Below are 25,166 nucleotides of genomic sequence, written 5' to 3'. Positions count from 1 at the left end.
CTGCGGCATCCGGTCATCACGCGACGCGCCGTTGCTTTCCCTACCGGTGGGTCCGGGTCTGAATGGGGCGCGATGGGGCGGCGCGAGAAAGGGCCCGGGCGGTGACACCACCCGGGCCTTCTCGGTCGGCCGGTACTAGACCTTCTGCAAGTCGGAGTTCAGCGTCGTCGGCTCTCCCTTTTTGATCTTTACAGTCGCCGTCTGTGGCTGATAGCCGTTGTTCGCGCAGATCACCTGCAACGGGCTGTTGCGGACGTCAAGCCACAGTTGGTAATGGCCGCTCGCATCGGTCCTGAACGTGTAGTGCGCGGTCGACGTGTTGATTTGGACCGTTGCGCCAGGCATCGGGCCCGACGGCCCGGCGACCGTGCCGGTGATCTTTCCCCAGGTCTTCGGCGGGTTCACCGTCATCGACACGGGGACGGTCGGCACCCCGTAGGGCGTATCCGTCCCGATCACGGCAGCCGCCGTGTACGTCCCGGGCTGCGTGATGTCCGGAACATTCGCGTCAACGGTCACGGTGACCCTGGCGCTGGCACCCGGTGCGAGCGTGAGCGTCGTCGGGTTCACCGCGAGCCAGCTCACGTGGCTCGTCTCGCCGCAGTCGACCATGCCCGGCAACACCTCGGAGCTGCCCAGGTTCTGGGCGTCCTCGCCACCCGTGTTACCACCGATCTTGTAGAACCCGCACGCGCTACCACTGCGGTAGAGCGTGTTGTTCGAGTTCGGGATGGGCGTCCAGGTATCGCTGACCGGGTCGAAGCCGAAACCCTGGTTGGTGATCACCGAGTTCTGCTCCGTGACACCACCGGAGACCAGCAACCGGCCCGCAGCCGTGGTGTATCCGGACCCCCACAGGTCGATCGGCAGATCGGCCGCCCGCGACCACGAGTCGGCATGCGGGTCGTAGACGTACGTGTGGCGCGTCGCGCCGCCGGAGGTGGACTCGCCGCCGGCGCAGTAAAGCGCGCCGGAGATCGCGCCACACGCCTCCCAGCTCACCGGCTCGGGATAGTCGTCTTCGCCGACAGCCCGCCGTCGCGCAGGCCCTGCTGCCACTCGCGCATCTTCCGCCGGGTGATCTCGGCGATCGGCCGGTCGCCCAGCCGCGGGAAGACGTGCTTCTCCAGCCGCTCCCGGTACTTGCGCACCGTCTCCGGGTGCGGCTTCACCAGCTGGCCCAGCCACTCCTCGGCGTACTCGCGGAACGTCAGCACCTGCTCAGCGGGCTCCGGCGCCGGGGCGGCCACGCCGGCGGGCACCAAGTGGCCGAATCCGTGCTCGATCAGTTGCTCTGGCGGCGGCGTCGTTTGCCCGTTGGCCTCCACGAGCGCCTTGAAGCGTTTCGCGTCGCTGTTCCGCTCGAACTGCCGGCCGTCCCACGGGCCACTGCCGCCAGTCCGCCACTTCACCCGCCAGCGGATCTCCTTGCCGCTCTGGTATGGCCTCTTCTCGATGGTCGCCATTCGCTGTCCTCCACGCGAACAGGCGGCCTGGCCGTCGTCCCGGGCCCGCCGTCCGTAACACCTATATGCGGAACGGTGGGACGGTAGCCGTCGCGGTCAACCCGGCGCAATGCCGAGCTCGATCCCGCTGCTGACGATCACCCGGGAACCCATGTTCCCGAGATGTTCCCGGCGCGGGGTGCGCCCCGGAAACGACGAAGGCCGCCTTGCTGGATTCGCCCAGCTCAGCGGCCTGTTACCGTGGTTCTCAAGATCGTGTCCGAGGGGGGACTTGAACCCCCAACCCGCGGATCAAGAGGGCGCCACGCACGGCTGCTGGGTGCTCCACCGATGCTGGGCGGTGGCGTTGAGGAGCTGCCACCGCCCAGGCCGCTAACCGTGGCGGTGCCCAATGACCCGCACGGTGGTGGTGGCCTTGATCGGTTTGTCCTGCGGACCGCGCAGTTGAGGGTTGATGTAGATCAGTCGGTGCTGGCTCCGACCTGGCCCGTAAGGTTGCCGGCGCCAGTGTCCGCGCACCCACCACCGGTACTCCCGGCTGACGCCGTCGCCGGTGGGTTGCCCGCCGTTTCCGTCGGAGCACGGTGTCCCCCGGCTGCCCCGGATCTGGACCAGGCGCACCTCGGGCTCTTCCCGGCACTGCCGGCGGTAGGCCTTGCGGATGCGATCGTCGACGGGAGCGTGGGAGGTCTGGGCCAATTGCTGGGCGACGAGTAGGAGCGTCGCGCTGAGCGGTCGGGCGGGATTGGTGGGTGCGACGAGCGATCCGTCGGGGATCTGTCTGCACCAGGTGGGTACGAGCCAGCCCACGTGTTCGCGGAGGCGTTGCAGGTCCGGTCCTTGCAGGCCGGCGCCGACGGCGCGGTATCCGACGGCGAGCAGACCGTCGGTTGTACTGGTCCAGCTGACGGCGGCCAGGGTTGCCAGTGGCAGCGCCCAGGCGAGCAGCCCGTGGGGTGCGGGCAGGTCGGTGGACTGGAATGGGGTTTCGGGCAATGCTGATGTGGCGTGGCGGGTCAAGCCGGTGAATTCGGGGTCGACCCAGTAGAGGCGGGCGCCGTCCAACCCTTGGGCGACGGCCTGTCGCAGCTCGGCCGGGAGCAGGTCGATCTGGTCCGGCCCGCGGAGCAGGGCGGAGAGCCGGTCGCGGACTCTCGGCAGCAGCGTCGCGGCGACGGGCGTCGGCTGCCACTGCCCTACGGCGGTGAGGGTTCGGCCGGCCTGCAGGCTGTCGACGATGGTGGCTTGCAGTTGGCGTAGAGCATGCCGGGCGTCGCCGGTGAGGTTGGCGCCGATGGCGGTTTGGGCGCGGCTGGTGAGACCCTCGGCGTCGCGGGCCTCGACGAGCATCGAGCAGGTGATGCACGCGGCCCAGTTGGTGCCGTAGCGGTGTACCTGGTGGTGGTCGTCGGCGATGAAGTGGGCGTCGACGTTGCGGGTGCGGTGGACGTAGATGACTTTCGGGTCTGAGCAGAAGTCGCAGCGGTATTCGGCGGCGACGGTGTCGGCGGGGACGGGCTGCGGGTCGTGGTCGGGTCGGCCGGCGGCGGCGGGGTGCCGCCATGCCCACTCCCCCGTGGCCAGGTCGGTGTACCGGTTGAGCAGTTGCCGGCAGATCCGGCAGGCGGTGGGGTTCACGACTGCACCTGCCGTCGGGTCACCGTCCGGTGGGTCGTGTGGTCGCGTAGCCGTCGGCGACGCTGTGCCGGCGGGGGCATCTGCATTCCTGGGTGGTAGTTGGCGATGTGGTCGCGGCGCTGCTTGGCGTGGTAGAGGGCGATGTCGGCCTGACGCAGGTGGCAGGCGAGGGTGCCGTCGAGGCCGTTGAAGTAGGTGAGGCCGGCGCTGGCGTGCGGCGTGAGGGTGGCGCGGGTGCCGTCGGCGCCGGTGACGGTGACCGGGGGTGTGAGGGCGACGAGGGCGGCGGCGGGCGGGTGGAGGTGGTCGCGGTCGTCGGCGGGCAGGAGCAGCAGGAATTCGTCGCCGGCGAGGCGGGCGGCGACGCCGCCGTGTTGCGCGGCGGTGTGGGACAGGCGGTCGGCGACAGTGACGAGCAGGGCGTCGCCGGCGTCGTGGCCGTAGGTGTCGTTGACGGCTTTGAAGTCGTTGAGGTCGATCAGGGTCACGGTCAGGCTGCGCCCGGCCTCGGCGAACCGGGTGAACAGTTCCGTGGCGAAGGTGCGGTTGGGCAGTCCGGTGAGCGGGTCGTGGTGGGCGTGGTGGATGGCGGCGGCGAGGTCGCGGCGCAGCCGGCGCAGCGTGGTCGCTGCTCCGAGTAGGAAGCCGAGAGCGGCGGTCAGGCCGGCTATGGCGATCGTGGACACTGTGTTCCCTTCTGTGGAAGAGCCCGGGACGCGTGCTGGTGGGCTGGCGTCGCGGGCCCGGGGGATACGAGAAGCGGCCCGCCACGAGGGCGGGCCGGTGCGGGTCGCGGGGTGCGGTGACGGCGCGGTCAGCGGATGCCGGGGCGGCGCCGGTCGGCGATGTCGGCTTGGGCGGCGAGGTCCGGGTAGGTGGCGCGGATGAGGTCCCACACCTGGCCCAGCAACTGCTGACTGCTGTAGACGGGCGACGGGTCGCCGTACCGGTAGGTCATCGTTTCGGTGTCGACGTGTCGGGCGATGTGGCTGCGCGGGTTGGCGGCGTAGGGGGCGGGGCGGCGGCAGCGGGGGTTGGGGCAGTGCGGCGGCGGCTCGGGGGTCCCGGCGGGCTGCCACCGCTGGTACCAATGCGGTCCTCGCCGCGCGTCGACGGCGATGCCGGCGGTGATCCGGCCGCCGTCGGTGGCCATGGTGAACTGGTCGCGGCAGTAGCTGCAGTGGTCGCGCCAGATGAAGCGGACGTCGCCGATGACGGCGGTGTGACCGTCGAGGGTGAGTACGGGAGGTGGCGCGGAGGCGATCTCCGCGGGCAGGTCCGGGTGGTGTTCGGTCACGGTGGTTCCTTCCGGTAGCAAAAAGGGGCGAGCCGGAAACCGGCTCGCCCCTTTGTGGGTGGCTGTTCAGGCGGACAGGAGCGCGAAGGCGCGCTGTTTGATCGCCGCGGCGGTGCCGTCGGAGAGGACCTTGTGGGCGCGGTGGTGGGCGCTTTGGGCGGGTTGCTCGTGGTCGAGCCACTCGGTGATGGCCTGGTAGCCGGCCCAGGCGGTGCCGCGGATGGTTGCTTGCGTGTCGGCTTCATCGAAGAGGTGCCGCAGGCTCCGCTCGCGGGCCATTTTCTTCAGGTAGCCCGATTCGCGGTCGTCGTCGGTGAGGGGCCACAGGTGTTCGGCGATGCAGTGCAGCTGCTCCCAGTCGAGCTGCCTTTCGATCATGTTCTCGGCGGCGGTCTGAAATTGGTCGAGGTAGACCGGGACCAGGCGCAGGGCGTCGCGGACGGCGGCGAGTTTGCCGATCACGTCGCCGCTGTGGCGGAACGTGTAGTCGCCGGTGTTGTTGGCGAAGGCGGCGCGTTGGGTGTTGGCGCAGACGATGCGCACCGGGGTGACGAGGATGCGCCCGAGCCGGGACGCGTCGTGGGAGGTGCACAGGGCCAGGTAGAGGTCGAGCTGGTCGATGCCGGCGATGCGCAGGGTCTCGGGCAGTTTCATGGTGACGAAGACTTCACGGCCGCCGCGGAGGCTGCCGGCGGTTTCGAAGTGGGCGCCGGTGGCGTCGACGATCATGTTGAGCAGGTCGCAGGCCTGTTCGTTCTGCACGACCTTGTAGGTGTTGCCGACGGTGCCAAGGACTTCCCGCTGGCCGGTCTTGGGGTGCCGGCGGGTGGTGGCGAAGCGCCCGGGTACGGCGATGCCGGAGTCGAGGGTGCGCAGCGGCTCTTTGCGGACGTCCCAACCGCCGAGGTAGGCGACGGTCATGACGTCGGCGGCGGTGAGGCAGCTTGTGGTGGTGGTGCCAAGCCGATGCCAGGCGTCCTGGCGGGCGGTGAAGAAGGCGGAGGTGCCGTCGTCGAACTGCTCGATTTCGTGGGCCACGTGGGGCTCCTTTCTGGTGGGTTCGGACACGTCGCGGGATTGCGGCGGGCAGCTGGGGATGAGGGGCAGGCAGCGCCGAGGGCGGGCGGATGCGCCCGCACGGCGTGCAGCTGGTGTGGATGTCGTCAGCGGTGACGGCGGCGGGCAGTGGTGATGACCACCAGTGCCGGGCTGGCTCGTCGGACGTTCACGTGCGGCGACGTCACGAGCCGGGGGCTGCGCCTGGGAGATGCGGACGCTGGGGCGGCGGTCTGCTGTCACGGGCCGACCTGGGTGGGCCTGAGAAGCGGCTGGGCGCCGGCGGGCGTCGGGGAAGGATGCGATGTGTCGTGAACGCTACGACCGGCACCTGACAGGGCCTACCGGGAGGCGGCTCCCTGCGGCCCCCTTAGACCTGACAGGCCCGCGCTCACCCCGACGTCTCACAGAAGCGGTCGCGCGCCGGCGGTGTTGGCCTGCGCGGCGAGGTGGGATGAGCGTCGTCGGGAGACGGGCGGCGGCGCGGCCGCGGGCATCAGGCGGGCGGGCTGGCACTCCAGACTGGGGTTTACCCGTCGACCCTTCTGTTGAAGAGCAGGAGGTCGGCGTGCACCGTCATCCGGTCGGTGGCGGGGGCTTCGACAGCGACGAGGTGCTGCACGTAGGTCAGTCCCGCCGCCCGGGCGGCGCTGATGACGCGCTGATGCACCATGGCGTCGCCGCTGGCGAGGGCGACGACAAGACAACCGGCGCGACGCAGCCGATCAGTGTGCGTGCGCAGCCACCCGGCCGCGGACGGCCGCGGCCACTGCATGACGATCAGCGCGGCCCGCTCGTGGCTCGCGAGACGGCGCCGGATCCGGCGGCCCGCCAAATGCGCGGCTCGCTGAAGGTGTGCGCTGGTGGTGCCGTCGAGGATCAGGTCGCGTTGATGGGTGAAGTTGGCGATCAGGCGCTGGGCCAGCGGAGCCGACACCAGCTCGGTGTCGGTCGGCAGGTTCCACACGGTGATCGGCACGGGCGGTTGCACGGGCACCGGGTGCCCGGTCGGACAGGGTGACGGGCGGCGGTCGGTCATGGGCGTGTGCCCCTGGACCGGTGGCGTACTGACCAACAGGCAGACGCCGCCGGTCAGGCCCGCCGAACCCGGGGGCCGCCCGACAGGGCCTGACAGCGCCAGCGGCGGAACACCTCACTGCCTGACCGCAACTGACAGCGGCGTGTCCTGTCAGCGGGCGGCACTGCAATGGACGCCTCGAACCGCCCGAGCCGAGGAGCGCCCGTGCCCATCTCCGCCATCGCCGCCGCTGACCGGGCTTTCGCCCTGCTGGTCCGCGGTCCGGACCCCTTGCAGCTCGACGGCCGTGACGTGCCGGGGCTGCCCCGGCGTCGCCTGAGCCTCGACACCGTCCGCGACCTGCTGGTCGGCGGTGTCGATACCGGTGTGTCGGACGCGGTGTGGCGGATCCTGTCCGCCCACGCCCGCGCGGACGGCCCGGCGTGGGTGGTCGGCGCTGTCGGAGTGGCCGTGCCCGGCCTGACCCGCATCGCCTCCCGGCTGGCGCACGGCTTCGCCAAGCAGGCCGACGACATCGGCTCCGAGGTCGTCACCGGGTTCCTGCAGGCCCTGCGCGGCGACGACCTCAGCGGACCGCGCGTGTGGCTGCGCCTGTGCTGGGCCGCGTGGCGTGCGGGCCACGGCGCACGCCGCACGGAGACCACGCTGGAACTCCCCCACGATCTGCCGGTCGGCTCCCGCACCCCACGCTTCCCTTACGGGCACCCGGACCTGGTCCTGGCGCGCGCCGTCACCGCCGGCGTCATCACCGCCGAGCAGGCCGAACTGATCGGCGCCACCCGCCTCGGTGGAACCCTCGTCGATCACCTCGCCGCCGAGCTTGAGGTGTCCGCGCCGACGATCCGGATGCGTCGCCGACGCGCCGAGCAGACCCTCGCCGCCGCCATCCACCGCGGCGACCTCGCCGTACGCGCCAACCGCGCACGCCCTCACTGATCGCCTCAACCGATGCGGACAGTCGACCCCTGTCTCGCCCATTCATCCCTGCCGTTTGCAAGGAGAAACGCGTGAGCTTGGAAGCGATCGTGTGGGCGCTTCACTACGCCCCCGACGTGCCGCCATCGTGCCTGGCCGTCCTCCTCGGCCTGGCTAACCACGCCCACAGCGACGGACGGGGTGCCCACCCGTCTCAGGAACGCCTCGCCCATTACGCCCGCAAGTCGGTGCGGTCTGTCCGCAACGACCTGGCCGAACTGCAACGCCGCGGCTTGATCCGCCGCGGCGACCAGCGGCACGCCGCCTTCGTCCCGCTCGACCGCCGCCCGGTCGTCTGGGAGCTGGCAATCGAACGGCGCCGCACCGTGCCGCCTGCCCCTGCACCCGAGATTGCGGTTGAGGCGGAAAGGCCGGAAGCACCCTTCCGGGGGTCCCCCGAACAGCCGGAAGCAGGCTTCCGGTCGTCATCCGAGAAGGCGGAATCTGGCTTCCCCCAGCAACGGCAGCGGCCGGAAGCAGACTTCCCAACGACAGGAAGCGTGCTACCAAACGGCCGGAAGCACGCTTCCTACAAACCGTCCTTAACCATCAAAGAACCACGCGCGCGCCGGCGCCCGAGGCGCTCCGCCGACCGGCACTGCCCCCGCCACCGGGGATCCCCGGCGCACAACTGCGGCCCGTGCCGAAGCGAAGCGCTCGGAGGCCCCAAATGACCGGCCGAAGCCACGCCCAGCCCCAGTATTGCGTCGGCGGCTCTGCGGCTCTGCGGGCCGATGCGATCATCCGCCAAGCGATGAGCAGTTGGACCAGTCCCCGCGAGTTGGACGCCGCCTCTGCCTACATGAGCCGTACCGGAGATCGGAGCGATGACACCTTGGGTGTGAACTGTCGGCGAGCGGGTTGGGTCGGGTTTGATGCGAGGTCAAACGGCCTGCTGACGCGCTTGTCGGCTCGGTTCGGCTGGCACGGTTGCTGTACTTCGCTGCTGTACTGCTGGCGTCGGCGGGTCGGCCGCCCTGACCCATCCGAGGAAGCGGCGGTGCAGGACGCCGGCCGGCGTCCAGGGCATGTCCTCGGCGGCTTGGACGAGGTAGGAGCCGAGGTAGAGGGCCAGCGACACCGGGGCATCCGCGTACTCCGCGCGTAGCTCTCGCCTCCGCGTCGGGCAGGGCCACGGAAGGCCGCAACCTCCGCAGCTCCAGATCGGCATGACCGGGCCGTGGGTCGTCACGCCTGCCCCCTGAGAAAGCGGTTGGTGATCGCCCGGGCCTGCCGGCTGGTCGCCCATTCGATCTGCCAGCACGGGTACGGGGCAAGGCGTGACCACCAGGCACGACAGCCGGTACAGAGGCTGTCGGGCGCTTGGACGTGTGCGAGGATGGCCTGTTCCTGATCGTCTTTCACTTCGTCTCCTCTCCCGGCCAGTGGCCACGGTTGATCGGGATGCGGTGCCGGGCACGGCATTGCAGGTCGGCTCCACAACGGCAGATCCGCCGCCACTTCCGCCGGGACCAGACCGGCCGATGCCGTCGAGCAAGGGTCAGGGCGGTCGCGAGCAGGTATTCGTCGTACGGAACGCTCCGTCGGCCTTGAGCCGGCATGCCACGGCAGCCGGCCTGCACTCGGGTCACCCGTGGCCCCGGGTCCCGTTGCCTGGGTGCTCGCAGTACCGCTGAGTTCTCCGCAACCGCTCTGCCTGGTCGAGCAGCCGCCGCTGCGCTTCCGCCTGCTCGGCCACCTGGTGCCGCTGCCCAGTGCCGGGCGGCGGCGGTGGCTCCGACTGCCGGAACACCCACCGCACCAACATGCACATCTCGGACCAGACCGCCACCTGCTCCGCCCTCCCGTCAAGCGTCGGCAGGCGGCGGCGAAGCCCGTCGGCTCTATCGGGTGTCGAGCCGGAACAGAACCCCGCCGCCGCCAGTGACCAGCACGCTACGAGCGGTCACGAGCAACGGCGGGGAGAGTTTGTACCCGAGGGAGCGCTACCCCATGACCCCGATCGCGAGGGCCAGCTCCCGTGCGTCCTCTCCGACCGTGCCGGGCCGGTTCGACAGCTCAAGGGCGGCGGTGCGGGCGTACGGATGGTGCCGCACCGTATCCACGCTCTCCCGCAGTGCCCGTCCGAGCAGGTGCACCGCCGCGACCTCGCCTCGGCGCAGCACATGTGCCCGAGCGGCCTCGATCAGGGCGGCGGCCCGACGCGTGCACGACGGGAGCGCACGGTAGTCCATGGTGTCGGCCCGTCGGACCGCCTCACCAGCTCGGCACAGGTCAGTCTCGATGGTGACCGCGTACGCCGCGCAGGCGGCCGGCCCGAACATCAGCCACGGGTGGGCGTACCCGCTGCCGAGCCGGCTCGCGGCCTTGTCGGCGGTGTCCCACGCCAGCCATGCCTGCCCGGCACGACCGGCCTTGCTGTGCCCCAGCGCGATGCCGAGTTGGGCCTGCCCCCACCGAGCCAACTGCTCACCCCCGGCTGCCGGGTCGACCAGACCGGCAGCGTCGATGAGCACCTGCTCGGCGGCGTCGAGCTGGTTCGCTCCCCGGTAGACGTGGGCGTAGTACCAGGCGGCTACCGCGATCGCGGCAGGGTCGCCGGCGTCCTGGGCGGCGAGCATCGCCCGGTCGGCGGCGAGCCACACCAGCTCCGGATATGGCTGATGGGCCAGGTACAACTGCGCGAGGTGGTAAACGCGCGCCAGCTCAATGAGCGCCTACCGGCGCGCCAGCCCGTCCAGCCGGCGAGCGCTGCGCTGCGCCTCCACAAGCAGCCCAGGAAGCACCGCGGCGACCGCCGTACGCTCGGCGGTCGATCGGTGCCACAGCGCCCACGCCTGATCGACCAGGCCGCGCAGCACGTCGACCGGCGTCGGGTCGCCGACCAACACGGCAGAGCGCTGCATGACGGCGGCGACATTGTCGACATCGGGGTGGCCGGCACGGGTCACGGACGCTACCGGCAGGGACTGATCGCCGGTCAGGTCCGCCAGGTCGGAGATGTCCAGGACCTCGGCCAGGCGGAGCAGCATGGGCAGGCGGGGCGGGAGAAGGCGGCCGTTCTCCAGGGCCTTGACCCACTCAGCACTGCGACCGACCAACCCACCGAGAACCGGGCGGGTCTTCCCTGCGCGTTCGCGATGAGCGCGTAGGCGCGCACCGAAGGTCGTCAGGTCCGTCATCGGCGTCTCCCAGGTAGCGGTCTGGGCGGCGGGCCGCCGGCCGCTACTCCGGCGGGCCGCCACAGTCGACGGTACTCGCATCGACAGCCTGAACGCGTACCGTCCCAGCCTGGGTGATGCAAGAAGAGCCGCGCGAGGCATCAATCGTCATTAACAGGATCATCGCTACGGGCGGCCCGGCCCCTCGCTTGTGAGCTCTGGGCGCACCGTCCTCGCTTGGGCGACCAACGTTCCATGACCCTCTGACCGATCTCGCTTGGAACGGTCCGGCATATCGCACTGGCAGTGCCGAGCTTCACTACCGCTGTTACCGCAGCTTGCCCACGCATCGCCGTCGGGCAGGCAACGGCACGTCGATCGCGGGACGCCAGCGCGTGACTGTCACCCACCGCAATCTCAAGTCGCTGCTCGAGACCGGCGAGGTCCTCCCGCACGCACCCTGGGAGATGCCCCAGTGACGCATCCTCGGCTGCAACGGGGTCTCGAACTCTTCGGCGCCTCTCTGTTTCATCAAGGGATGGTCCGAGTTGAGGTACCGGTGTCGCGGAGCAGGGTTCGGTAAACGACGTCGGCGAGCCGGCGTTTCAGGCAGCGCAGTGCTTCTCGATGACTCTTGCCAGCTTGTCGTTGTGCTGGAAGCAGATCGGACGCCGACAAGGGGCATCGGATCTTGACCAACAGTGCGGTGTGCCCAGGACCCGAGGTCTCTGAGCGAGAGGCTCGGCAAGACTCAGCTGTCAGGTTCTGTCAGGTCAGTGTCGAGTTCGTTGCGTCTGACAGCCGAGGTATGGGCGGGTGCATGCCGCTGATGGCGTGCCCGCCGCGGCGGCAGCCGCCGGTGGCCGGTCGGGATCCGGTTGGCGTACTGACCACCAACCTTTGATCGCGAGAGGGAGGAGCGCCCCTACCCGGCCGGTCACCGGATGTCACCGCGTCCGGCTCACCGTGAAGGAGCCCACCATGCCTGTGACGTCTCTGCTCACCTCGGTCGTGCTGCTGCCCTACGCCGCACCGGTCAAGACCATCCCCCAGGTCATTGACGGCATCCAGAGCTGGATCATGGGGATCGTCGCCGCGGTGGCCACCCTGTTCCTCGTCATCGGAGGCCTGCGCTACATGACCGCCGGCGGCGATCCGGCGCAGGTGGAGCAGGCCAAGGGGAACCTGAAGTCGGCGCTGATGGGCTACGCCCTGGCGGTGCTGGCGCCGGTGATCCTGCAGGTGCTGCAAGGCATCCTCGGCGGCTGAGGTGACCAGTTGGCTGCTCGACGAGGCGGTCGGCTGGCTCGCGCAGCGGGTGCAGGGCATGCTGTCGGCCCTGGTGTCGCTGCTCGGCGCCAGTTTCTTCACCTCCCCCGACGTGACGGTGTTCCCGCAGGTGCGGATGCTGGCAGACCGGTCGGCGGCGATTGTGGGGGCGGCATTCGCGCTGGCGGTCGTGGTAGCCGGGCTGACCGCGATGGTCCACGGCACGGTGCAGGTCCGTTACGAGGTGAAGGACCTGCTTCCGCGGCTGGTGTTCGGGTTCGTGATGTCCGCGTTCGGGGTGCCGGTGTGCCGGGTGCTGATCGAGGTGGCTAACGCAGTCACTGCCGCGTTTGTCGACGACGCCTCGAGCGGCCCCCGGTCGGTGGAGTTCGTGCGGGCGCATCTGGTCTCCGCGCTGACCGACCCGGCGTCCGCCGTCGTGGCGGTGGTGATCGCAGTGATCATCGTTGTGTTGTTCTACCTCTTGCTGGCCACCTGGCTGGTGCGGATCATCACGTTGATCGTCTTGGCCGGTGTCGCGCCGCTGGCTTTGGCCTGCTACTGCCTGCCGCAGCTGCAGCCGGCGGCGCAGTTGTGGTGGCGTGCGCTGCTGGGCACGCTGGCCACGCCGGTGGCGCAGGCGTTGTGTTTCACCACCGGGGTGCGGCTGCTGCTGGACCCGGACGCCAACATGACCGTGCTGCTGACCCCGGCGGGCAGCACCGACGTGGTGAACCTGTTCATCGCCGCGGGCGTGCTGTGGTTCACCGTGAAGATCCCGTCGCTGATCGGCCGCTACGCCCTGCACAACGGCTCGGGTCGCAGCGGCGCAGGGGTGGTGCTGCGCACGCTGGTGGTGCAGTCGGTGACCCGCCGGCTGCACATCAGACGCTGACCCCGCCACACCGACTGGTCGTTCACCCCAACCTTGGGAGGCAACGGATGGAGCAGTCCTACACGACCCGGGTGCCTGCCGACATCGACACCCCCGACCGCATCGCCTGGGGCCTGTCGTTCCGGCAGTTGGCGATCCTTGCCGGCGTCGGCGCGACCGGCTGGGCGGTCTACTCACAGTTCGGGCCGGCGCTGCCGCTGCCGGTGTGGCTGGCGCTGGCGGTGCCCGTGGCCGCGGTGACGGCGGTGGTCGCGCTGGGCCGCCGCGACGGCCTTCCGCTTGACGTGTGGTTGCGCCACGGCCTCACCTTGCGCCGCACACCCCGGCTGCAGGTCCCCGGGCAGCCGGGCACCGTACCGGTGCTGGACGCCCCTGCGCCGGTGCCCGCCCCGCTGCGCGCCGCCGCGGTCACCATCGCCGCCGACGGCACTGTGCACGTCGACGGGACCGCCCGCACGCTGGTCGCGTGCGGCACGACGAACGTCGCTCTGCGGACCGTCGACGAGCAGCGGGGGCTGCTCGACGGGTTCGGCCGGTGGCTGAACGCGCTGACCGCACCGGCGCAGATCGTCGTCGCCAGCCATCGCCACCTGCTCGCCCCCTACGCCGACGCCGTGCACGCCGACGCACTGCCGCATCCGGCGCTGCGCGACGCCGCCGCCGACTACGCGGCGTTCCTGCGCGACCTGGACGCCGAGCGGGAACCGCTGCGCCGGCAGGTGACCGTCACCGTCGCCGGCGCCCGCGAGCCGGCGGTCCGTGCCCTGGCGGCCGTCGGTGTCACGGCGCAGGTCCTCGACGGTCCCGCCGTCACGGCTGCGCTGGCGGCGGCCGCCGACCCCTACGACCCGCCGGTGCCCGGTCCCCGCGCGGTTCCCGGCACCCCGATCACCAGGAGCAACCAATGACAGATGAGCTGGCACCGGCGCCTGCCGCGCTGCAGGTCAACCCGGGGCATGTGCGGGTTGGTGACGGCTACGCCGCCACGTTCGCCGTCTGCGGCTATCCCGCCGACGTCGGCCCGGCGTGGCTGGAGCCGCTGCTGTCCTACCCGGCCCGGGTTACCGTCGCGGTGCATATCGACCCGGTCCCGCCGGTCCTCGCGGCGCCGATGCTGCGTAAGCAGCGCGCCCGGTTGGAGTCCAGCCGCCGCCTCGATGCCGACCGGGGCCGCCTCGGCGACCCGGTGGTCGACGCGGCCGCCGGTGACGCCGCCGACCTCGCCGACCGGGTGGCGCGCGGCGCGGCGAAGCTGTTCCGCGTCGGTGTCTACGTCACCGTCCACGCCCGCACCGTCGAGGAGCTCGCCGACGTGTCGGCGGGGGTGCGGGCGGCGGCCGCGGCGGTGCTGCTGGATTTGCAGCCGACCACCTTCCGCCATCACCTCGGCTACGCCACCACCCTGCCGTTGGGTGTCGACGCGGTCGGGATGCGCCGGGTCATGGACACCGACGCTCTGGCCGCGGCGTTTCCGTTCGCCAGCGCCGACCTCGCCGCGCCGCCGCCGGGACAGCTGCCGGAGGTCGGCGGGGTGCTGTACGGGGTGAACACCGACTCGACGGGGGTGCTGATGTGGGACCGGTGGGCGCAGGACAACCACAACATGGTGGTCCTGGCCCGCTCCGGCGCCGGCAAGTCCTACTTCGTCAAGTGCGACCTGCTGCGCCAGCTGTACCAGGGGGTGCACGCCGCGGTCATCGACCCGGAGGACGAGTATGTGGCGCTGGCCGGTCACGTCGGTGGCACGGTGGTGCGGCTCGGCGAGCACGGCGTGCGTGTCAACCCGCTCGACCTGCCCGCCGATGACCGGCCCGACACGCTGACCCGCCGCGGCCTGGCACTGCACTCCATCATCGCCGTCATGCTGGGGACGGGGCCGGGGGCGGGGGCGGGGCTGGACGCGGCGGAGAAGGCTGCCCTGGATGGGGTCATCACCGCCACCTACCGGCAGGCCGGCATCACCGGCGACCCCGCCACATGGGGACGACCCGCGCCGCTGCTGCCCGACCTGGCCGCATGCCTTGCCGACGGCGACGACGTAGCCCGCGGCCTGGCCGCGAGGTTGGCGCCGTGGACGCAAGGCTCGCACTCGCAGATGTTCACCGGTCCCACGACCGTCGATCCGCGCTCCCATCTGACGGTGTGGTCGTTGCGGCATCTGCCCGACGAGTTGCGTACGGTCGGGACGATGTTGGCGCTGGACGCCATCTGGCGGGACGTCGACAACCCGTCGTCGAGCCGGCGCCGGCAGGTGGTGGTTGACGAGGCGTGGCTGCTCATGCGTGACGGCGACGGCGCCCGGTTCCTGGCCCGCATGGCGAAGGCGGCCCGCAAACGGGCGGCGGGCCTGACCGTGGTCACCCAGGACGCCGCGGACCTGCTTGCCACTGAACTGGGCGTGGCGGTGATCTCGAACGCCGCGACGCAGGTGCTGCTGCGCCAGTCCAGTCAGGCCATCGACGCGGTCACCGACGCGTTCCGTCTCACCGCCGGCGAGGCGAGGCTGCTGCTGTCCGCGGACCGCGGGGAAGGTCTGCTCGTCGCCGGCGGGACGCGGGTGCCGTTCCGGGCGGTGGCATCGGTGCGGGAACATGCCCTGGCCGTGACCAGTCCCGCTCGCCCGCCGGCACCGGGTACAGCGTCTGCAAGCCACGCATGACAACGCCCCTCGGCTCGTCTCCAGGCTGCGCCCGTGCGCTTCGGTGGCACGAGTCATGGCTGATGACCGTTCGCACTGACTCGCGAGCCACTCCTCGCCGATGTGGAAATTCTGCCGTGCGAAACGGACACCTCGGACCGACCGCCCGAGGACATTGGGCAGCATGAGCCCCCAGGAGTTTGCGGACCGGCAGCGCCAACTCGCCGACCTCTACGCGGCGTTCAACGGCCGCGACATACCAGCACTTCTCGCCTCCATGGCCTCCAACGTCTTGTGGCCCAATGGCTGGGAGGGCGGCACTGTCCGGGGACACGACCAGGTGCGGGATTACTGGACACGTCAGTGGGCGCAGATCGAACCGACGGTCGTGCCTACCGGCTTCAGTGCCGAAAGCGACGATCACATCGCTGTGAGAGTCCACCAGGTCGTACGTGATTCAGCGGGAACCATCGTCGCGGAGCGGGCCGTCACGCATGTGTACCGCTTCGTCGACGACCTGGTCGCAGAGATGGAGATCCGTGACTGAGGCGGGACACTCACCCGCCGCAATCCGCGCCACCCGCACACCGTCATGCAACTGCAGGTAGCTGAGTCGGCGACCGTGGTGGCGTGCTGTCCAGGGGCGGCCGCTGCGCCAATGTAGGTCGTGACACCGCACGAGGGCCAGGCCACGGCATGCGTCACTGCCTGACATCGAGCACGATCTGTCGTGGCGAGTTGGCGCCGGCCGACCTTCCACCCCCTGATCTCCCAGCGTCGTCACGAATGCGGTACCAGGCCATTATCTGCACGCCATCAGCCAGTGGCTTTGGCCCGGCGTCGAAGCCAGGATCAGGCGGCGCGGATGGTGCTCACTTGACGACGTGAAAATCCCGGTGGGCGTTCCAGGTCGTCATCGCCGCCGCGTCGAGGTAGACGGCGTCCTCGACACGGATGCAGCGCCCTGCGCCGGCCAGGTAGCGGAGCAGGCCTGCGGAGGGCGGGCGGTCGAACTCGACGAACACCCACCCTTCGGTCCGTCGCGCCACGTGCTCAGCCATCCGGGCCAGGGCGGGTCGGCCAGCCAGGTCGCGGACGAAGATGTGCAGCAGAACCTCGCAGCGGATCGTCATCCCGCTGGCCCGCTCGACGAACTGCAGCTCCTCAGGATCGATCTCGAGGTCGGGTGGCTGAACGTCGAAGCCGTAGGGCAGGCCGTCGGCGGAGTACCAAGAGCTCGGGTCGGATTCATACCGGGCCATGCCCTCGGCGAGCATCTCCTGCATCACGACGCGCTCGACACGCTCGGCGGCGTGCGGACTCAGGACGCTCAACGCGGTTCCACCCATGAGCAGGAGTAGACAGCACCCGACTCCCTGCGGCCACACGTTATGGACTCTCAGGGCTTCGTGCCGGTCCGAGCTTGACACGAACGACGCGGCGTACCGCTTCCACCAGCCGCGACGCGTCGGCCCTGGCGGGCACCCCGACGACCCGATCGGCGTCCGCGACTCCCAGCGGCGACGTCGATGACGCCGCGGTGACCCGCAGCAGCGGCCATCCGCCGCGCCGACGTACCAGAAACGCAACCGAGAAAGGCCACCGATGACTGCCCTCGTTCTCCTGGCCCTCGCCATGGTGGCGACCGTGGCCGGCCACGACCTGCTCCTGCGGTGGCGTCACCGCCGACACACCTCAGGCGCCCGGTGGGTGACGGTTGCCGCCCCAGCGGAGGTGGACGCCGAGTCGGCCGCCGCCCTGTGGACCACCATGGCCGGGGTCCTCGCCCCGACATGGCGTTGGTGGCGGCTGCGCGGACACCCGCACGTGACGTGGGAGTACACGTGGACCGGCCGCAGTCTCACCATCCGCCTGTGGGTGCCGGGCACCGTCGCCGACGGCGCCGTCGAAGCCGCCGTCAGCGCCGCGTGGCCGGGCTGCACCGTCACCACCGGCGACGCCGGCCCACCGATTCCCGACCTCGGCGACCAGGACGGCGGTGCGCTGTGGCCGCAGCACACCGACACGCTGCCGCTGCGCACCGAGCACCACAACGACCCACTGCGGGCCCTGCTCGCCGCCGGCGCCGCCATCCGCTCTCGGGAGCATGCCTGCCTGCAGGTCCTCGCCAGACCGGCCCCGACGCGGCGGGTCGCCGCCGCCCGTCGGGCAGCCGCGGCCGGCGCCCGCCCCGACCCGGCGGCGGCCCTGCTGAACGCGGCGGTGACGGTCGCGGTGACACCGCTGCTGTGGCTGGTGGAGTTGGTCACTCCCGGCCCGCCGGCCCGCCTGGCTAGACCCGACACCCGGGCGGCCCGCCGGGACCCCGTCGCCGACGCCCATCACCGCGCGGCGGTCGTCAAGGCCGTCAACGTGCCGCACTTCGAGATCGCAGTCCGCTACGCCGTGGCCGCCGAGCCGAGACCCGACCGGAAGCAGGCACAGCGGCGCCGCCTCGCCGCCTTGGCCCACACCATCTACGCCGCCGCGGCAACCTACACCCGCCCCAACCGGCTGCGCCGCATCCCCACCCGACGCCCGGTTGCGGTCCTCGCCGGCCGGCGGTTGCGCCGCGGCTTCCTCGCCACCGTCGAAGAGCTCGCCGCCCTGGCCGCGATCCCCCGCGATGTGGCGGTGCCCGGCCTTGACCGGGCCCGCGCGAAGGCCGTCCCCGCACCGGTGGCCGTGCCGTCGGGTGGGCGCAGCGTGAAGGTCCTCGGCCGCTCCCAGGTCGGTGGGCACGCCGTCGGCCTGCACGTCGTCGACTCCCGGCAACACGTGCACCTCGTCGGCAAAACCGGTGTCGGCAAGTCCACCCTGCTGTTGAACATGATCCTCGCCGACGTGCACGCCCGCCGCGGCACCGTCGTCATCGACCCCCGCGGTGACCTCGTCACCGACATCCTCGACCGGCTGCCCGCCACCTACGCCGACCGCATCGCCATCATCGACCCCGACCAGCCCAACCCGGCCTGCTTCAACCCCCTCGACGACACCGCCGACGCGCACCTGGCCGTCGACAACCTCGTCGGCATCTTCGCGAAGATCTTCCAACGGCACTGGGGTCCGCGCATCGACGACACCCTGCGGGTGTCCTGCCTGACGTTGATGCGGCACGCCAACCCGACCCTGTCGCTGGTGCCCCCGCTGCTCAACGACCACGGCTTCCGCGCCCGGTTCACCCACGACCTGTCCGACCCGGAGGGCCTCGGCGGGTTCTGGCAGTGGTACGACTCCATGAACGACGGCCTGCGGGCGCAGGTCATCGGCCCCGTCCTCGCCCGGCTGCGCGCTTTCCTGCTGCGCGACTTCGTCAAGGACGTCATCGGCACCGCCCGCTCGTCGTTCCAGATGGCCGACATCCTCGACGGCGGGCTGCTGCTGTGCCGGCTGCCCAAGGGCGTCCTCGGTGAGGAGACCGCCCGGATCCTCGGCTCCCTCATCGTGGCGCGCACGTGGCAGGCCGCCATCGCCCGCGCCACCCAACCGGAAGCGACCCGCCGCGACGCCACCATCTACATCGACGAATGCCAGAACTTCCTGACCCTGCCCGGCTCCGTCGACGACATGCTCGCCGAAGCCCGGGGCTTCCGCCTGGGCCTCGTCCTGGCGCATCAGAACCTGGCACAACTACCGAAGGAAACCCAGGCGGCGGTGTCGGCGAACGCCCGCACGAAGATCTACTTCACCGTCGACCCCTCCGACGCGAAGGACCTTGCCATCCACACCCGCCCCGACATCGATGAGCACGACCTCGCCCACCTCGACGTGCACACCGCGGCCGCACGGCTGCTCGTCGGTAACCGGGAACTGCCCGCGTTCACCTTCACCACCAACCCACCCGCGCCGCCGGTCGGTGAGGCCACCGCGATCCGGCAGGCGTGCGCCGCCGCCCACCCCCGCGGCGGGGAGCCGGCCATCCAGCGCGCCGCCCGCCGGTCCATGGGCCGTCGACGGTGACCGCGCACGGGGGTGCGTTTCCGTGCGCGGATCGGGCCGCGTTTGGGGGTGTCACCGAAACGAGCCCCCACCCGCAGCCATCTGCCGCCGCTGTCAGGCACCCCACCTGCGAGAACGCCTGATTCCGTCTCGGTCGGCCCGCCCGGACTCCCTACCGGGAAGCCCTTCCCCTCGAAGGGGGTGACGTCGCATGCCCACCTACAACCTGCTCCCCATCTACCCGCACCTGACCGACAGGGACCGGTGGCTGCTGCACCTGCTCGACGAGCATCAGGTCCTCACCACCGACCAGATCCACCGGCTCGCGTTCCGCGCCGAGCGCACCTGCCAGATCCGGCTGGCCGAACTGCGCGCCCTGGACCTGCTCGACCGGTTCCGCTTCGCCCGGACCGACGGCGGCAGCCACCCCTGGCACTGGGTCCTCGGGCTCGCTGGCGCCCGCTTCCAGGCGGCCGCCACCCGCCGCCCCTCCCCCACCGAACGCACCCACCGGGAACGGCTGCTGCGCCTGTCCGCCAGCCCCACCCTCGCCCACCTCGTGGCGGTCAACGAGTTCTTCGTGCGCCTGCACCACGCCGCCCGCACCAGCGCTGACACCAGCCTCGACCGCTGGTGGTCCGAGGCCATGGCGGCCCGGCAGTTCCTCACCGTCCACCCCGACGGCCACGGACTCTGGACGACCGCAGCCCGCACGGTGGGGTTCTTCCTCGAGTGCGACCGGGGTACCGAATCCCTGCCACGGTTGGTGGCGAAGCTCGACCGGTACGCAGACCTCGTCCGGCGAGGCGGGCCCCGCTACCCGGTGCTGTTCTGGCTGCCCGCACCAGAGCGCGAGGCCAACCTGCAGCACGCCCTGCGCCGCATGGACCTCCCCATCCCGGTGGCGACCGCCACCCACGACACCGACCCGACCGCCGCGGTGTGGCTGCCGGCCGACGCATGGCGCCGGGTCACCCTCACCGACCTGCCCAGCGACCACGGCCGCGACAACCCCCGCAACCCCAACTGGCGCGACGGTGAGCTCAACCTGCACGGCCACGGCGAGACGAACCCGGCGGCAGCGGCTGAGCCGTCCGGGTAGCTGACCACACACGTTCGCCGGGACGGTTCGGTTGGGGAAAGTTTCGCACGGGTGGTGTTGCTCCGGACGTCGCCGCCGGCCCGCTCCGATCGGAATGTCAGCAGGAACCCCTTTCTCTCCCCCGGGCGGGCAGACGCCGGGTGACCGCCGTCGCGCCACGCGGAACTCGATCACGCCGACGTCGGCCTGACAGCACCTGACAACAGCACATCCCACACGTGACGCTGCAGGTCAGCCGCTTGTCGGGATCGCCGCGCTGACAGGTGCGCCGGCTACGGTCCACCGCACACCTTGTCTCCGCACCCCTGTCACCCGCGTCCCCGCGATCCCCCTCGCCCACCGAATGGTCGGCCCGCGATCGCCTCCCGCGCCCTGTGACGCAACCCGTGCGGATCCCCTCTCCCCTGCAGAAGGGAGCACCCTGTCGTGTCCGACGTCCGACTCGTCATTGTCTGCATGCCCGCCGACACCTGCGCCGGCTGGTTCTCCGCCTCAGAGATCCTCAACCGGCACCGCCTCGCCACCAGCATTCCGGTACCGATGTTTCCCGTCCGCCGCCGGGCGATCAGCGGCGTGATCAGCCGCTGGTCGGCCCGTCACCTCGTCCACCCCGTGCGCCGCCGCGCCGCGGTCGCCCTCGCCGCCGGCGGTCGACTGCGCCGGCTGGACCTGACCGCCGCCGCCACCCTCGCCCACGCTGACGCCGTATACCGGTGGCGGGTGTGGTCCCACGTCGTCGCCCGCATCCCCGCCGCCCGCCCGCCACGCGACTTCCGCGCCGACCACCGGCTCACCGCTGAGCAGGCGGTGCGGCAGTTCGAAGCCCAACCCCGGGTGCTGGCCATGCTCGCCCACAACTGCCACCCCCACGCCCGCGTACCCCTGCACCTGCAGGAGCTCGAGGCCTACCAGGCGGGTGAGATCACCTACAGCGTCCTGCACTGGCAGCGGGCGATCGCCGGCGACGCCATGGTGACCGACGACGGCGGGCTCCTCGAGCCCGCCAGCGACAGCCTCGCCGACCGGCTGCGCTATCTCGCCCACGCCGCCGCGTACCTGCGCGCCCTGCCGCAGGACCGGCACATCGTCGCCGTCCACGCCGCCCCACGCCCCTGACCACCCCGAGGCGTGCGCCGTCGATTGCCTGCCATGACGCAGGCGGCGCCCGCCGCATCCCTACATCGCCCCGCCGGGCGACCCACCAAGGAGGTCCCCGTGTCGTACGACCCTGTCCTCACCGCGATCGCCGTCGCCACCAACGACGTGCTCACCGACCACCTGTGGCGGCACGACACCGCCGCCGGCGATCCCGTCGCCGACATCGCGGTGGCACTGCACCGCGCCGCCTACGACTTCGCCCTCACCGCCCGCCGACTCACCGAAACCCTGCACCGGCTGCGGCAGCACTGCACCCACCAGCTGGACACCCTCACCAGCTACGCCACCCTCACCCGACCGCACAGCCTCGACGCCGACACCCTGCGCCTGCTCCAACTGCTTGAACGGCACGAGGCCGGCCGGGATGCCGTCATCACCGCCTACGCCGCCTGGCGCAAACACCGACCGATCTCCGCCGACCCGCTCATCCGCCACCTACTCCCTGCGCCCTACAACCCGCGGCACGGCATGGTCACCCTCGGCGCCGACGGTGACGGCTGGTTCGTCGTTCCCGACCGGGTCGCCGCCGAAGCGTGGGGCCTGGCCACCTCCGGCACCGTCATCGGCGACATCCGCCCCCACCCGGACGGGTGGCAGCCCACCGCCTACACCGAACCCGCCCACCGGACCCAGCAACCGCACCTGGTGCACCAGCTGCCTACCGCCGCGGACGACGCCGCCGCCTGCGCGTCCCTGCTGCGCTGGTGGGCGGGCCGCGACCGCACCCACTGGCACGACAGGGCCGGGCCCACCGGCGAACACCCGGTCCTGCCCGCCTGACATTCCGCCTCCCCAGCCCGACGCCGCGCCCGGCGTCGGGCTCTTTCGTGGAAAGGACACGCCTTGAGCACACCGACGGCAACCCCGCAGGTCACCCTCCCCGCCGCAGGACACGGCCCGGACAACGGGCATCAGGTGGGTGAGCGCACAGGTCGCCACCCCGCCACCGATCCGGCTTCCCTGTCCACCGCCGGGCACATCACCACGGTTGACGGCGGGGAGGCGGCCGACGGGGCGCCCACCCGGCGACTTACCGATGAGCCACCTTTCGACAGCCGGGCCGAGCGGCCGACCGCCGTGGAGGCAGAACAACCGGTCGACGCGTCCACGGCCGGCACCACCGGGCAGGAGCAGGAGCCGCCGAAGCGGTGTCGGGGCTGCCAGGCACAGATGGCCGCCGTCTGCCCCGGCTGCGGGCAGAAAGCCGCCGCCTACTGCGGCGCGTGCCGCCGCGACCAGCCCCACAGCCGCCAGAGCCAACCGCGGATCCTCGCCAACGGGCTGCCCCGGCTGCGCCCCGGCGAGCTGCCGCAGCTCGTCGCCCAGGTCATGCGGGACAACCTGCTACCTGACCACCTTGGCCTCGCCGGGTGGACCGCCAGGCGCATCGCGGTCTACCTCCCCGGCCGCAGCACCGGCGCCATCGGCGGCGCCCTCGACGCCCTCGCCCGCGCCGGCACCGCACAGCTCATCGGCGGGCAACCCGCCCGCTACCAACTCGCGTCGGCCGATGCCGAGCAGGCCGACAGCGCCGACGACTAACCGCCAGGGCGGCCCTCCCCTACCGCGGGAAGGGCCGCCCTGCTCTCACGCTTCCCCACCTCCGCCGGAAGGACTTGTCATGACACAGCCGACCATGCGCATCCGCGGTGCCGCTGACCTCATCGCCGCCGTCCCCTACCTCCTGGGCTTCCATCCCACCGACAGCCTCACCGTCACCGCCCTGCGCGACGCCCGCGTCACCTTCGCCATGCGCGCCGACCTACCCGCCGCCGGCGCGCCCGTCGACGTCGTCGCCGCGCACGCCGACCAGGTCGTCACCGCCATCACCCGGCAGGACGGCATCACCGGCGTGATCCTCGTCGGCTACGGGCCTGCCGCACGTGTCACCCCCGCCGTCGACGCCACCCGCGACGCGCTCACCGCCGCCGGCTTCGCCGTACGTGACGCGCTGCGGGTCACCGACGGACGCTTCTGGTCCTACACCTGCCATGATCCCGCCTGCTGCCCCGCCGACGGCACACCATGCCACCCGGACAGCAGCGTCCTCGCCGCCGAAGCGACCCTCGCCGGAATGGTCGCCCTGCCCAGCCGGACGGACCTCGCCGCCCAGATAGCCGCCGTCGACGGCGACGACCGCCAGCGCATGAGCGACGCCACCACCAGGGCGCTGTATGAGATGGCGGCGCTCAAGCCCGGCGCAGACCTGACCGAACGCGGGTACGCCGCCGTGCGGCAGGCACACCAGTGCTATGAGGACGGCCGAGCGCTCAGCGACGACGAGGCCGCCTGGCTCACCATCCTCCTGCAGTACCAAGAAGTTCGGGACTACGCCGGCGCCCTCAGCAGCGACCACCCCAGCCGGCTCGCCCTCTGGACCGACATCACCCGGCGCGCCGAACCCGGACTGGTCGCTGCGCCCGCCAGCCTGCTCGCCTACACCGCCTGGCAACACGGCAACGGGGCGCTCGCCCTGCTCGCCGTCGACCGGGCCCTCGACGCCGACCCCACCTACACCCTCGCTCACCTCATCGGGGAGGCACTGCAGCGCAGCATCCCGCCCAGTGCCGTAGGTAGCTGGCCGGCCGAGCGCTCCTGACGCACCGATGGTGTGCCGCCTTCGGGCGGCACACCACCCGCCATTTCTGTTTTCGGCACCAACGCCTGCCGTCAGGCGGAGGGCTGCACCGATACATCGAACTACCGGGGAGGCGCAGTGAAGAGGGTTCTCATCTCCGTCGTCGGGGTGGTATTCGCCGGTTGCCTCGGGCTTCCGGTTCTGCTGTCCGGCCCGATCGGAGGTGGAACAGCCTGCTCCGGCGCCCATGTCCGCGGCGTCGGGCCGTATGACGACGACCAGCTGGAGATAGCCGCCACCATCGTCGACGTCGGTGTGGCGCAGGGCGTGCCGCGGTGGGGCTGGGTCGTCGCCGTGGCTACCGCCCTACAGGAATCGGGCCTGCGCAATCTGCCTCATCTCGGGCACGCCAACGACCACGACTCGGTGGGAGTCTTCCAACAGCGACCCAGCCAGGGGTGGGGTACCCCCGGGCAGTTGACGGATCCGGCGTACCAGGCTCGCGGTTTTTACCAGCGGCTACTTCGAGTGCCTGGCTGGCAGCAGATGCCGCTGACGGAAGCAGCGCAGGCTGTTCAGCGATCCGCCTACCCTGACGCCTACGGCCGTTGGACACACGACGCCGTCACGCTCGTCGACTCGTTCACCGGCGCGCCCGGATCATGCAAGTCCGCCGCCTCGGCCTCACTGCCCGACGGGTTCCGCCTGCCTCCGACAACTCCGGCTCCCGTCGTGGTGGCCATCTCCTGGGCGCTCCAGCAGCTGGGCACCCCCTACTCCTTCGGGGGGGCCTGTACGGATCCGCACGCCGGCAATCCGGAGAGCCAATGCGACTGCTCGTCCCTGGTCCAGCAGGCTTACAGGGCGGCGGGTATCAGGATCCCGCGCGTGACCACCGACCAGGCACGCGTTGGCATCCAAGTGCCTTCTCCGCATCTGCTGGAGCCGGGTGATTTGATCTTCATACCCGGATCGTTAGGAAGCCCACGCAACC

At 71.2% G+C, this 25,166-nt stretch carries 24 protein-coding genes and 1 pseudogene; 14 read left to right on the top strand and 11 right to left on the bottom strand.

Annotated elements, in window-relative coordinates:
* Window positions 1–135: 135 nt before the first annotated feature.
* The 7 genes from I8N68_RS34060 to I8N68_RS27590 form a co-directional block, all read right to left on the bottom strand.
* Entirely contained in the window at window positions 136–1,002 is an 867-nt protein-coding gene (locus tag I8N68_RS34060; protein ID WP_200215433.1) for a carboxypeptidase regulatory-like domain-containing protein, read from the bottom strand.
* Window positions 999–1,466, bottom strand: coding sequence for a tyrosine-type recombinase/integrase (locus I8N68_RS27615; protein ID WP_200215432.1), 468 nt, complete (start codon window positions 1,464–1,466; stop codon window positions 999–1,001). The genes I8N68_RS34060 and I8N68_RS27615 overlap by 4 nt, the downstream gene beginning before the upstream one ends.
* A 372-nt stretch (window positions 1,467–1,838) precedes the next feature.
* Window positions 1,839–3,104, bottom strand: coding sequence for an AcrVA2 family anti-CRISPR protein (locus I8N68_RS27610; RefSeq protein WP_200215431.1), 1,266 nt, complete (start codon window positions 3,102–3,104; stop codon window positions 1,839–1,841).
* On the bottom strand, window positions 3,101–3,790 hold the full coding sequence (locus I8N68_RS34055) for a GGDEF domain-containing protein (RefSeq protein WP_200215430.1): 690 nt from the start codon (window positions 3,788–3,790) through the stop codon (window positions 3,101–3,103). The genes I8N68_RS27610 and I8N68_RS34055 overlap by 4 nt, the downstream gene beginning before the upstream one ends.
* 128 nt (window positions 3,791–3,918) lie before the next feature.
* Window positions 3,919–4,401, bottom strand: a complete 483-nt coding sequence (locus tag I8N68_RS34050; protein ID WP_200215429.1) for a hypothetical protein — start codon at window positions 4,399–4,401, stop codon at window positions 3,919–3,921.
* A 66-nt stretch (window positions 4,402–4,467) separates the two neighbouring features.
* On the bottom strand, window positions 4,468–5,469 hold the full coding sequence (locus I8N68_RS27595) for a DUF932 domain-containing protein (RefSeq protein WP_307813000.1): 1,002 nt from the start codon (window positions 5,467–5,469) through the stop codon (window positions 4,468–4,470).
* A 517-nt stretch (window positions 5,470–5,986) separates the two neighbouring features.
* Window positions 5,987–6,436 carry a hypothetical protein gene (locus I8N68_RS27590; protein ID WP_200215428.1) on the bottom strand — a complete coding sequence of 150 codons (450 nt, stop codon included), beginning with the start codon at window positions 6,434–6,436 and terminating at the stop codon, window positions 5,987–5,989.
* 264 nt (window positions 6,437–6,700) lie between these two features.
* On the opposite strand from I8N68_RS27590, the gene I8N68_RS27585 reads away from it, so the two are divergent.
* Together I8N68_RS27585 and I8N68_RS27580 are read left to right on the top strand one after the other, a co-directional pair.
* Window positions 6,701–7,432, top strand: a complete 732-nt coding sequence (locus I8N68_RS27585) for an RNA polymerase sigma factor (protein ID WP_307812999.1) — start codon at window positions 6,701–6,703, stop codon at window positions 7,430–7,432.
* A 71-nt stretch (window positions 7,433–7,503) separates the two neighbouring features.
* Window positions 7,504–8,145, top strand: coding sequence for a helix-turn-helix domain-containing protein (locus tag I8N68_RS27580; protein WP_200215426.1), 642 nt, complete (start codon window positions 7,504–7,506; stop codon window positions 8,143–8,145).
* A 209-nt stretch (window positions 8,146–8,354) separates the two neighbouring features.
* On the opposite strand, the gene I8N68_RS34045 is transcribed toward I8N68_RS27580, so the two are convergent.
* The 3 genes and pseudogenes from I8N68_RS34045 to I8N68_RS27570 all read right to left on the bottom strand — a co-directional run bounded on the left by I8N68_RS34045 (window position 8,355) and on the right by I8N68_RS27570 (window position 10,614).
* Window positions 8,355–8,663 carry a hypothetical protein gene (locus I8N68_RS34045; RefSeq protein ID WP_307812998.1) on the bottom strand — a complete coding sequence of 103 codons (309 nt, stop codon included), beginning with the start codon at window positions 8,661–8,663 and terminating at the stop codon, window positions 8,355–8,357.
* Window positions 8,660–8,836, bottom strand: a complete 177-nt coding sequence (locus I8N68_RS27575; RefSeq protein WP_200215425.1) for a hypothetical protein — start codon at window positions 8,834–8,836, stop codon at window positions 8,660–8,662. Before I8N68_RS27575 ends, I8N68_RS34045 begins: the two co-directional genes overlap by 4 nt.
* 581 nt (window positions 8,837–9,417) lie before the next feature.
* Window positions 9,418–10,614 (bottom strand): annotated as a pseudogene (locus I8N68_RS27570) (helix-turn-helix domain-containing protein).
* 960 nt (window positions 10,615–11,574) lie between these two features.
* On the opposite strand from I8N68_RS27570, the gene I8N68_RS27565 reads away from it, so the two are divergent.
* The 5 genes from I8N68_RS27565 (at window position 11,575) to I8N68_RS27545 (ending at window position 15,942) form a co-directional block, all read left to right on the top strand.
* Window positions 11,575–11,862 carry a pilin gene (locus tag I8N68_RS27565; protein WP_200215424.1) on the top strand — a complete coding sequence of 96 codons (288 nt, stop codon included), beginning with the start codon at window positions 11,575–11,577 and terminating at the stop codon, window positions 11,860–11,862.
* Window positions 11,863–11,920: 58 nt separating this feature from the next.
* Entirely contained in the window at window positions 11,921–12,757 is an 837-nt protein-coding gene (locus tag I8N68_RS27560; protein WP_234040715.1) for a conjugal transfer protein TrbL family protein, read from the top strand.
* A gap of 47 nt (window positions 12,758–12,804) precedes the next feature.
* Entirely contained in the window at window positions 12,805–13,665 is an 861-nt protein-coding gene (locus I8N68_RS27555) for a PrgI family protein (protein WP_200215422.1), read from the top strand.
* Entirely contained in the window at window positions 13,662–15,416 is a 1,755-nt protein-coding gene (locus I8N68_RS27550; RefSeq protein ID WP_200215421.1) for a VirB4 family type IV secretion system protein, read from the top strand. The genes I8N68_RS27555 and I8N68_RS27550 overlap by 4 nt, the downstream gene beginning before the upstream one ends.
* Window positions 15,417–15,579: 163 nt before the next feature.
* On the top strand, window positions 15,580–15,942 hold the full coding sequence (locus I8N68_RS27545; RefSeq protein ID WP_200215420.1) for a nuclear transport factor 2 family protein: 363 nt from the start codon (window positions 15,580–15,582) through the stop codon (window positions 15,940–15,942).
* A 325-nt stretch (window positions 15,943–16,267) separates the two neighbouring features.
* Here I8N68_RS27545 and I8N68_RS27540 read toward each other — a convergent pair whose 3' ends face one another.
* On the bottom strand, window positions 16,268–16,729 hold the full coding sequence (locus tag I8N68_RS27540; protein WP_200215419.1) for a hypothetical protein: 462 nt from the start codon (window positions 16,727–16,729) through the stop codon (window positions 16,268–16,270).
* A 271-nt stretch (window positions 16,730–17,000) separates the two neighbouring features.
* Between I8N68_RS27540 and I8N68_RS27535 the strand changes: the two genes are divergently transcribed.
* The 7 genes from I8N68_RS27535 to I8N68_RS27505 form a co-directional block, all read left to right on the top strand.
* A complete protein-coding gene (locus tag I8N68_RS27535) occupies window positions 17,001–19,355 on the top strand; it encodes a type IV secretory system conjugative DNA transfer family protein (protein ID WP_200215418.1) in 2,355 nt (784 codons plus the stop codon).
* Between the two features lie 190 nt (window positions 19,356–19,545).
* Entirely contained in the window at window positions 19,546–20,436 is an 891-nt protein-coding gene (locus I8N68_RS27530; protein ID WP_200215417.1) for a replication-relaxation family protein, read from the top strand.
* A gap of 426 nt (window positions 20,437–20,862) precedes the next feature.
* Window positions 20,863–21,552 (top strand): hypothetical protein, encoded by a 690-nt coding sequence (locus tag I8N68_RS27525; protein ID WP_200215416.1) that lies wholly within the window; start codon window positions 20,863–20,865, stop codon window positions 21,550–21,552.
* A gap of 99 nt (window positions 21,553–21,651) precedes the next feature.
* A complete protein-coding gene (locus tag I8N68_RS27520; protein ID WP_200215415.1) occupies window positions 21,652–22,374 on the top strand; it encodes a hypothetical protein in 723 nt (240 codons plus the stop codon).
* A gap of 63 nt (window positions 22,375–22,437) precedes the next feature.
* Complete coding sequence (locus I8N68_RS27515; protein WP_200215414.1) at window positions 22,438–23,136, top strand: hypothetical protein; 699 nt, start codon at window positions 22,438–22,440, stop codon at window positions 23,134–23,136.
* Between the two features lie 79 nt (window positions 23,137–23,215).
* Entirely contained in the window at window positions 23,216–24,193 is a 978-nt protein-coding gene (locus I8N68_RS27510) for a DUF4192 domain-containing protein (protein ID WP_200215413.1), read from the top strand.
* 117 nt (window positions 24,194–24,310) lie between these two features.
* On the top strand, window positions 24,311–25,166 hold an 856-nt coding region (locus I8N68_RS27505; RefSeq protein WP_200215412.1), incomplete at its 3' end, for a C40 family peptidase.

The organism is Micromonospora coerulea (genome assembly GCF_016598485.1).
Taxonomy (GTDB): domain Bacteria; phylum Actinomycetota; class Actinomycetes; order Mycobacteriales; family Micromonosporaceae; genus Micromonospora; species Micromonospora coerulea.
The sequence above is the reverse complement of the archived record's forward strand: the minus strand, read 5'-3'. Positions and strand labels throughout refer to the sequence as shown.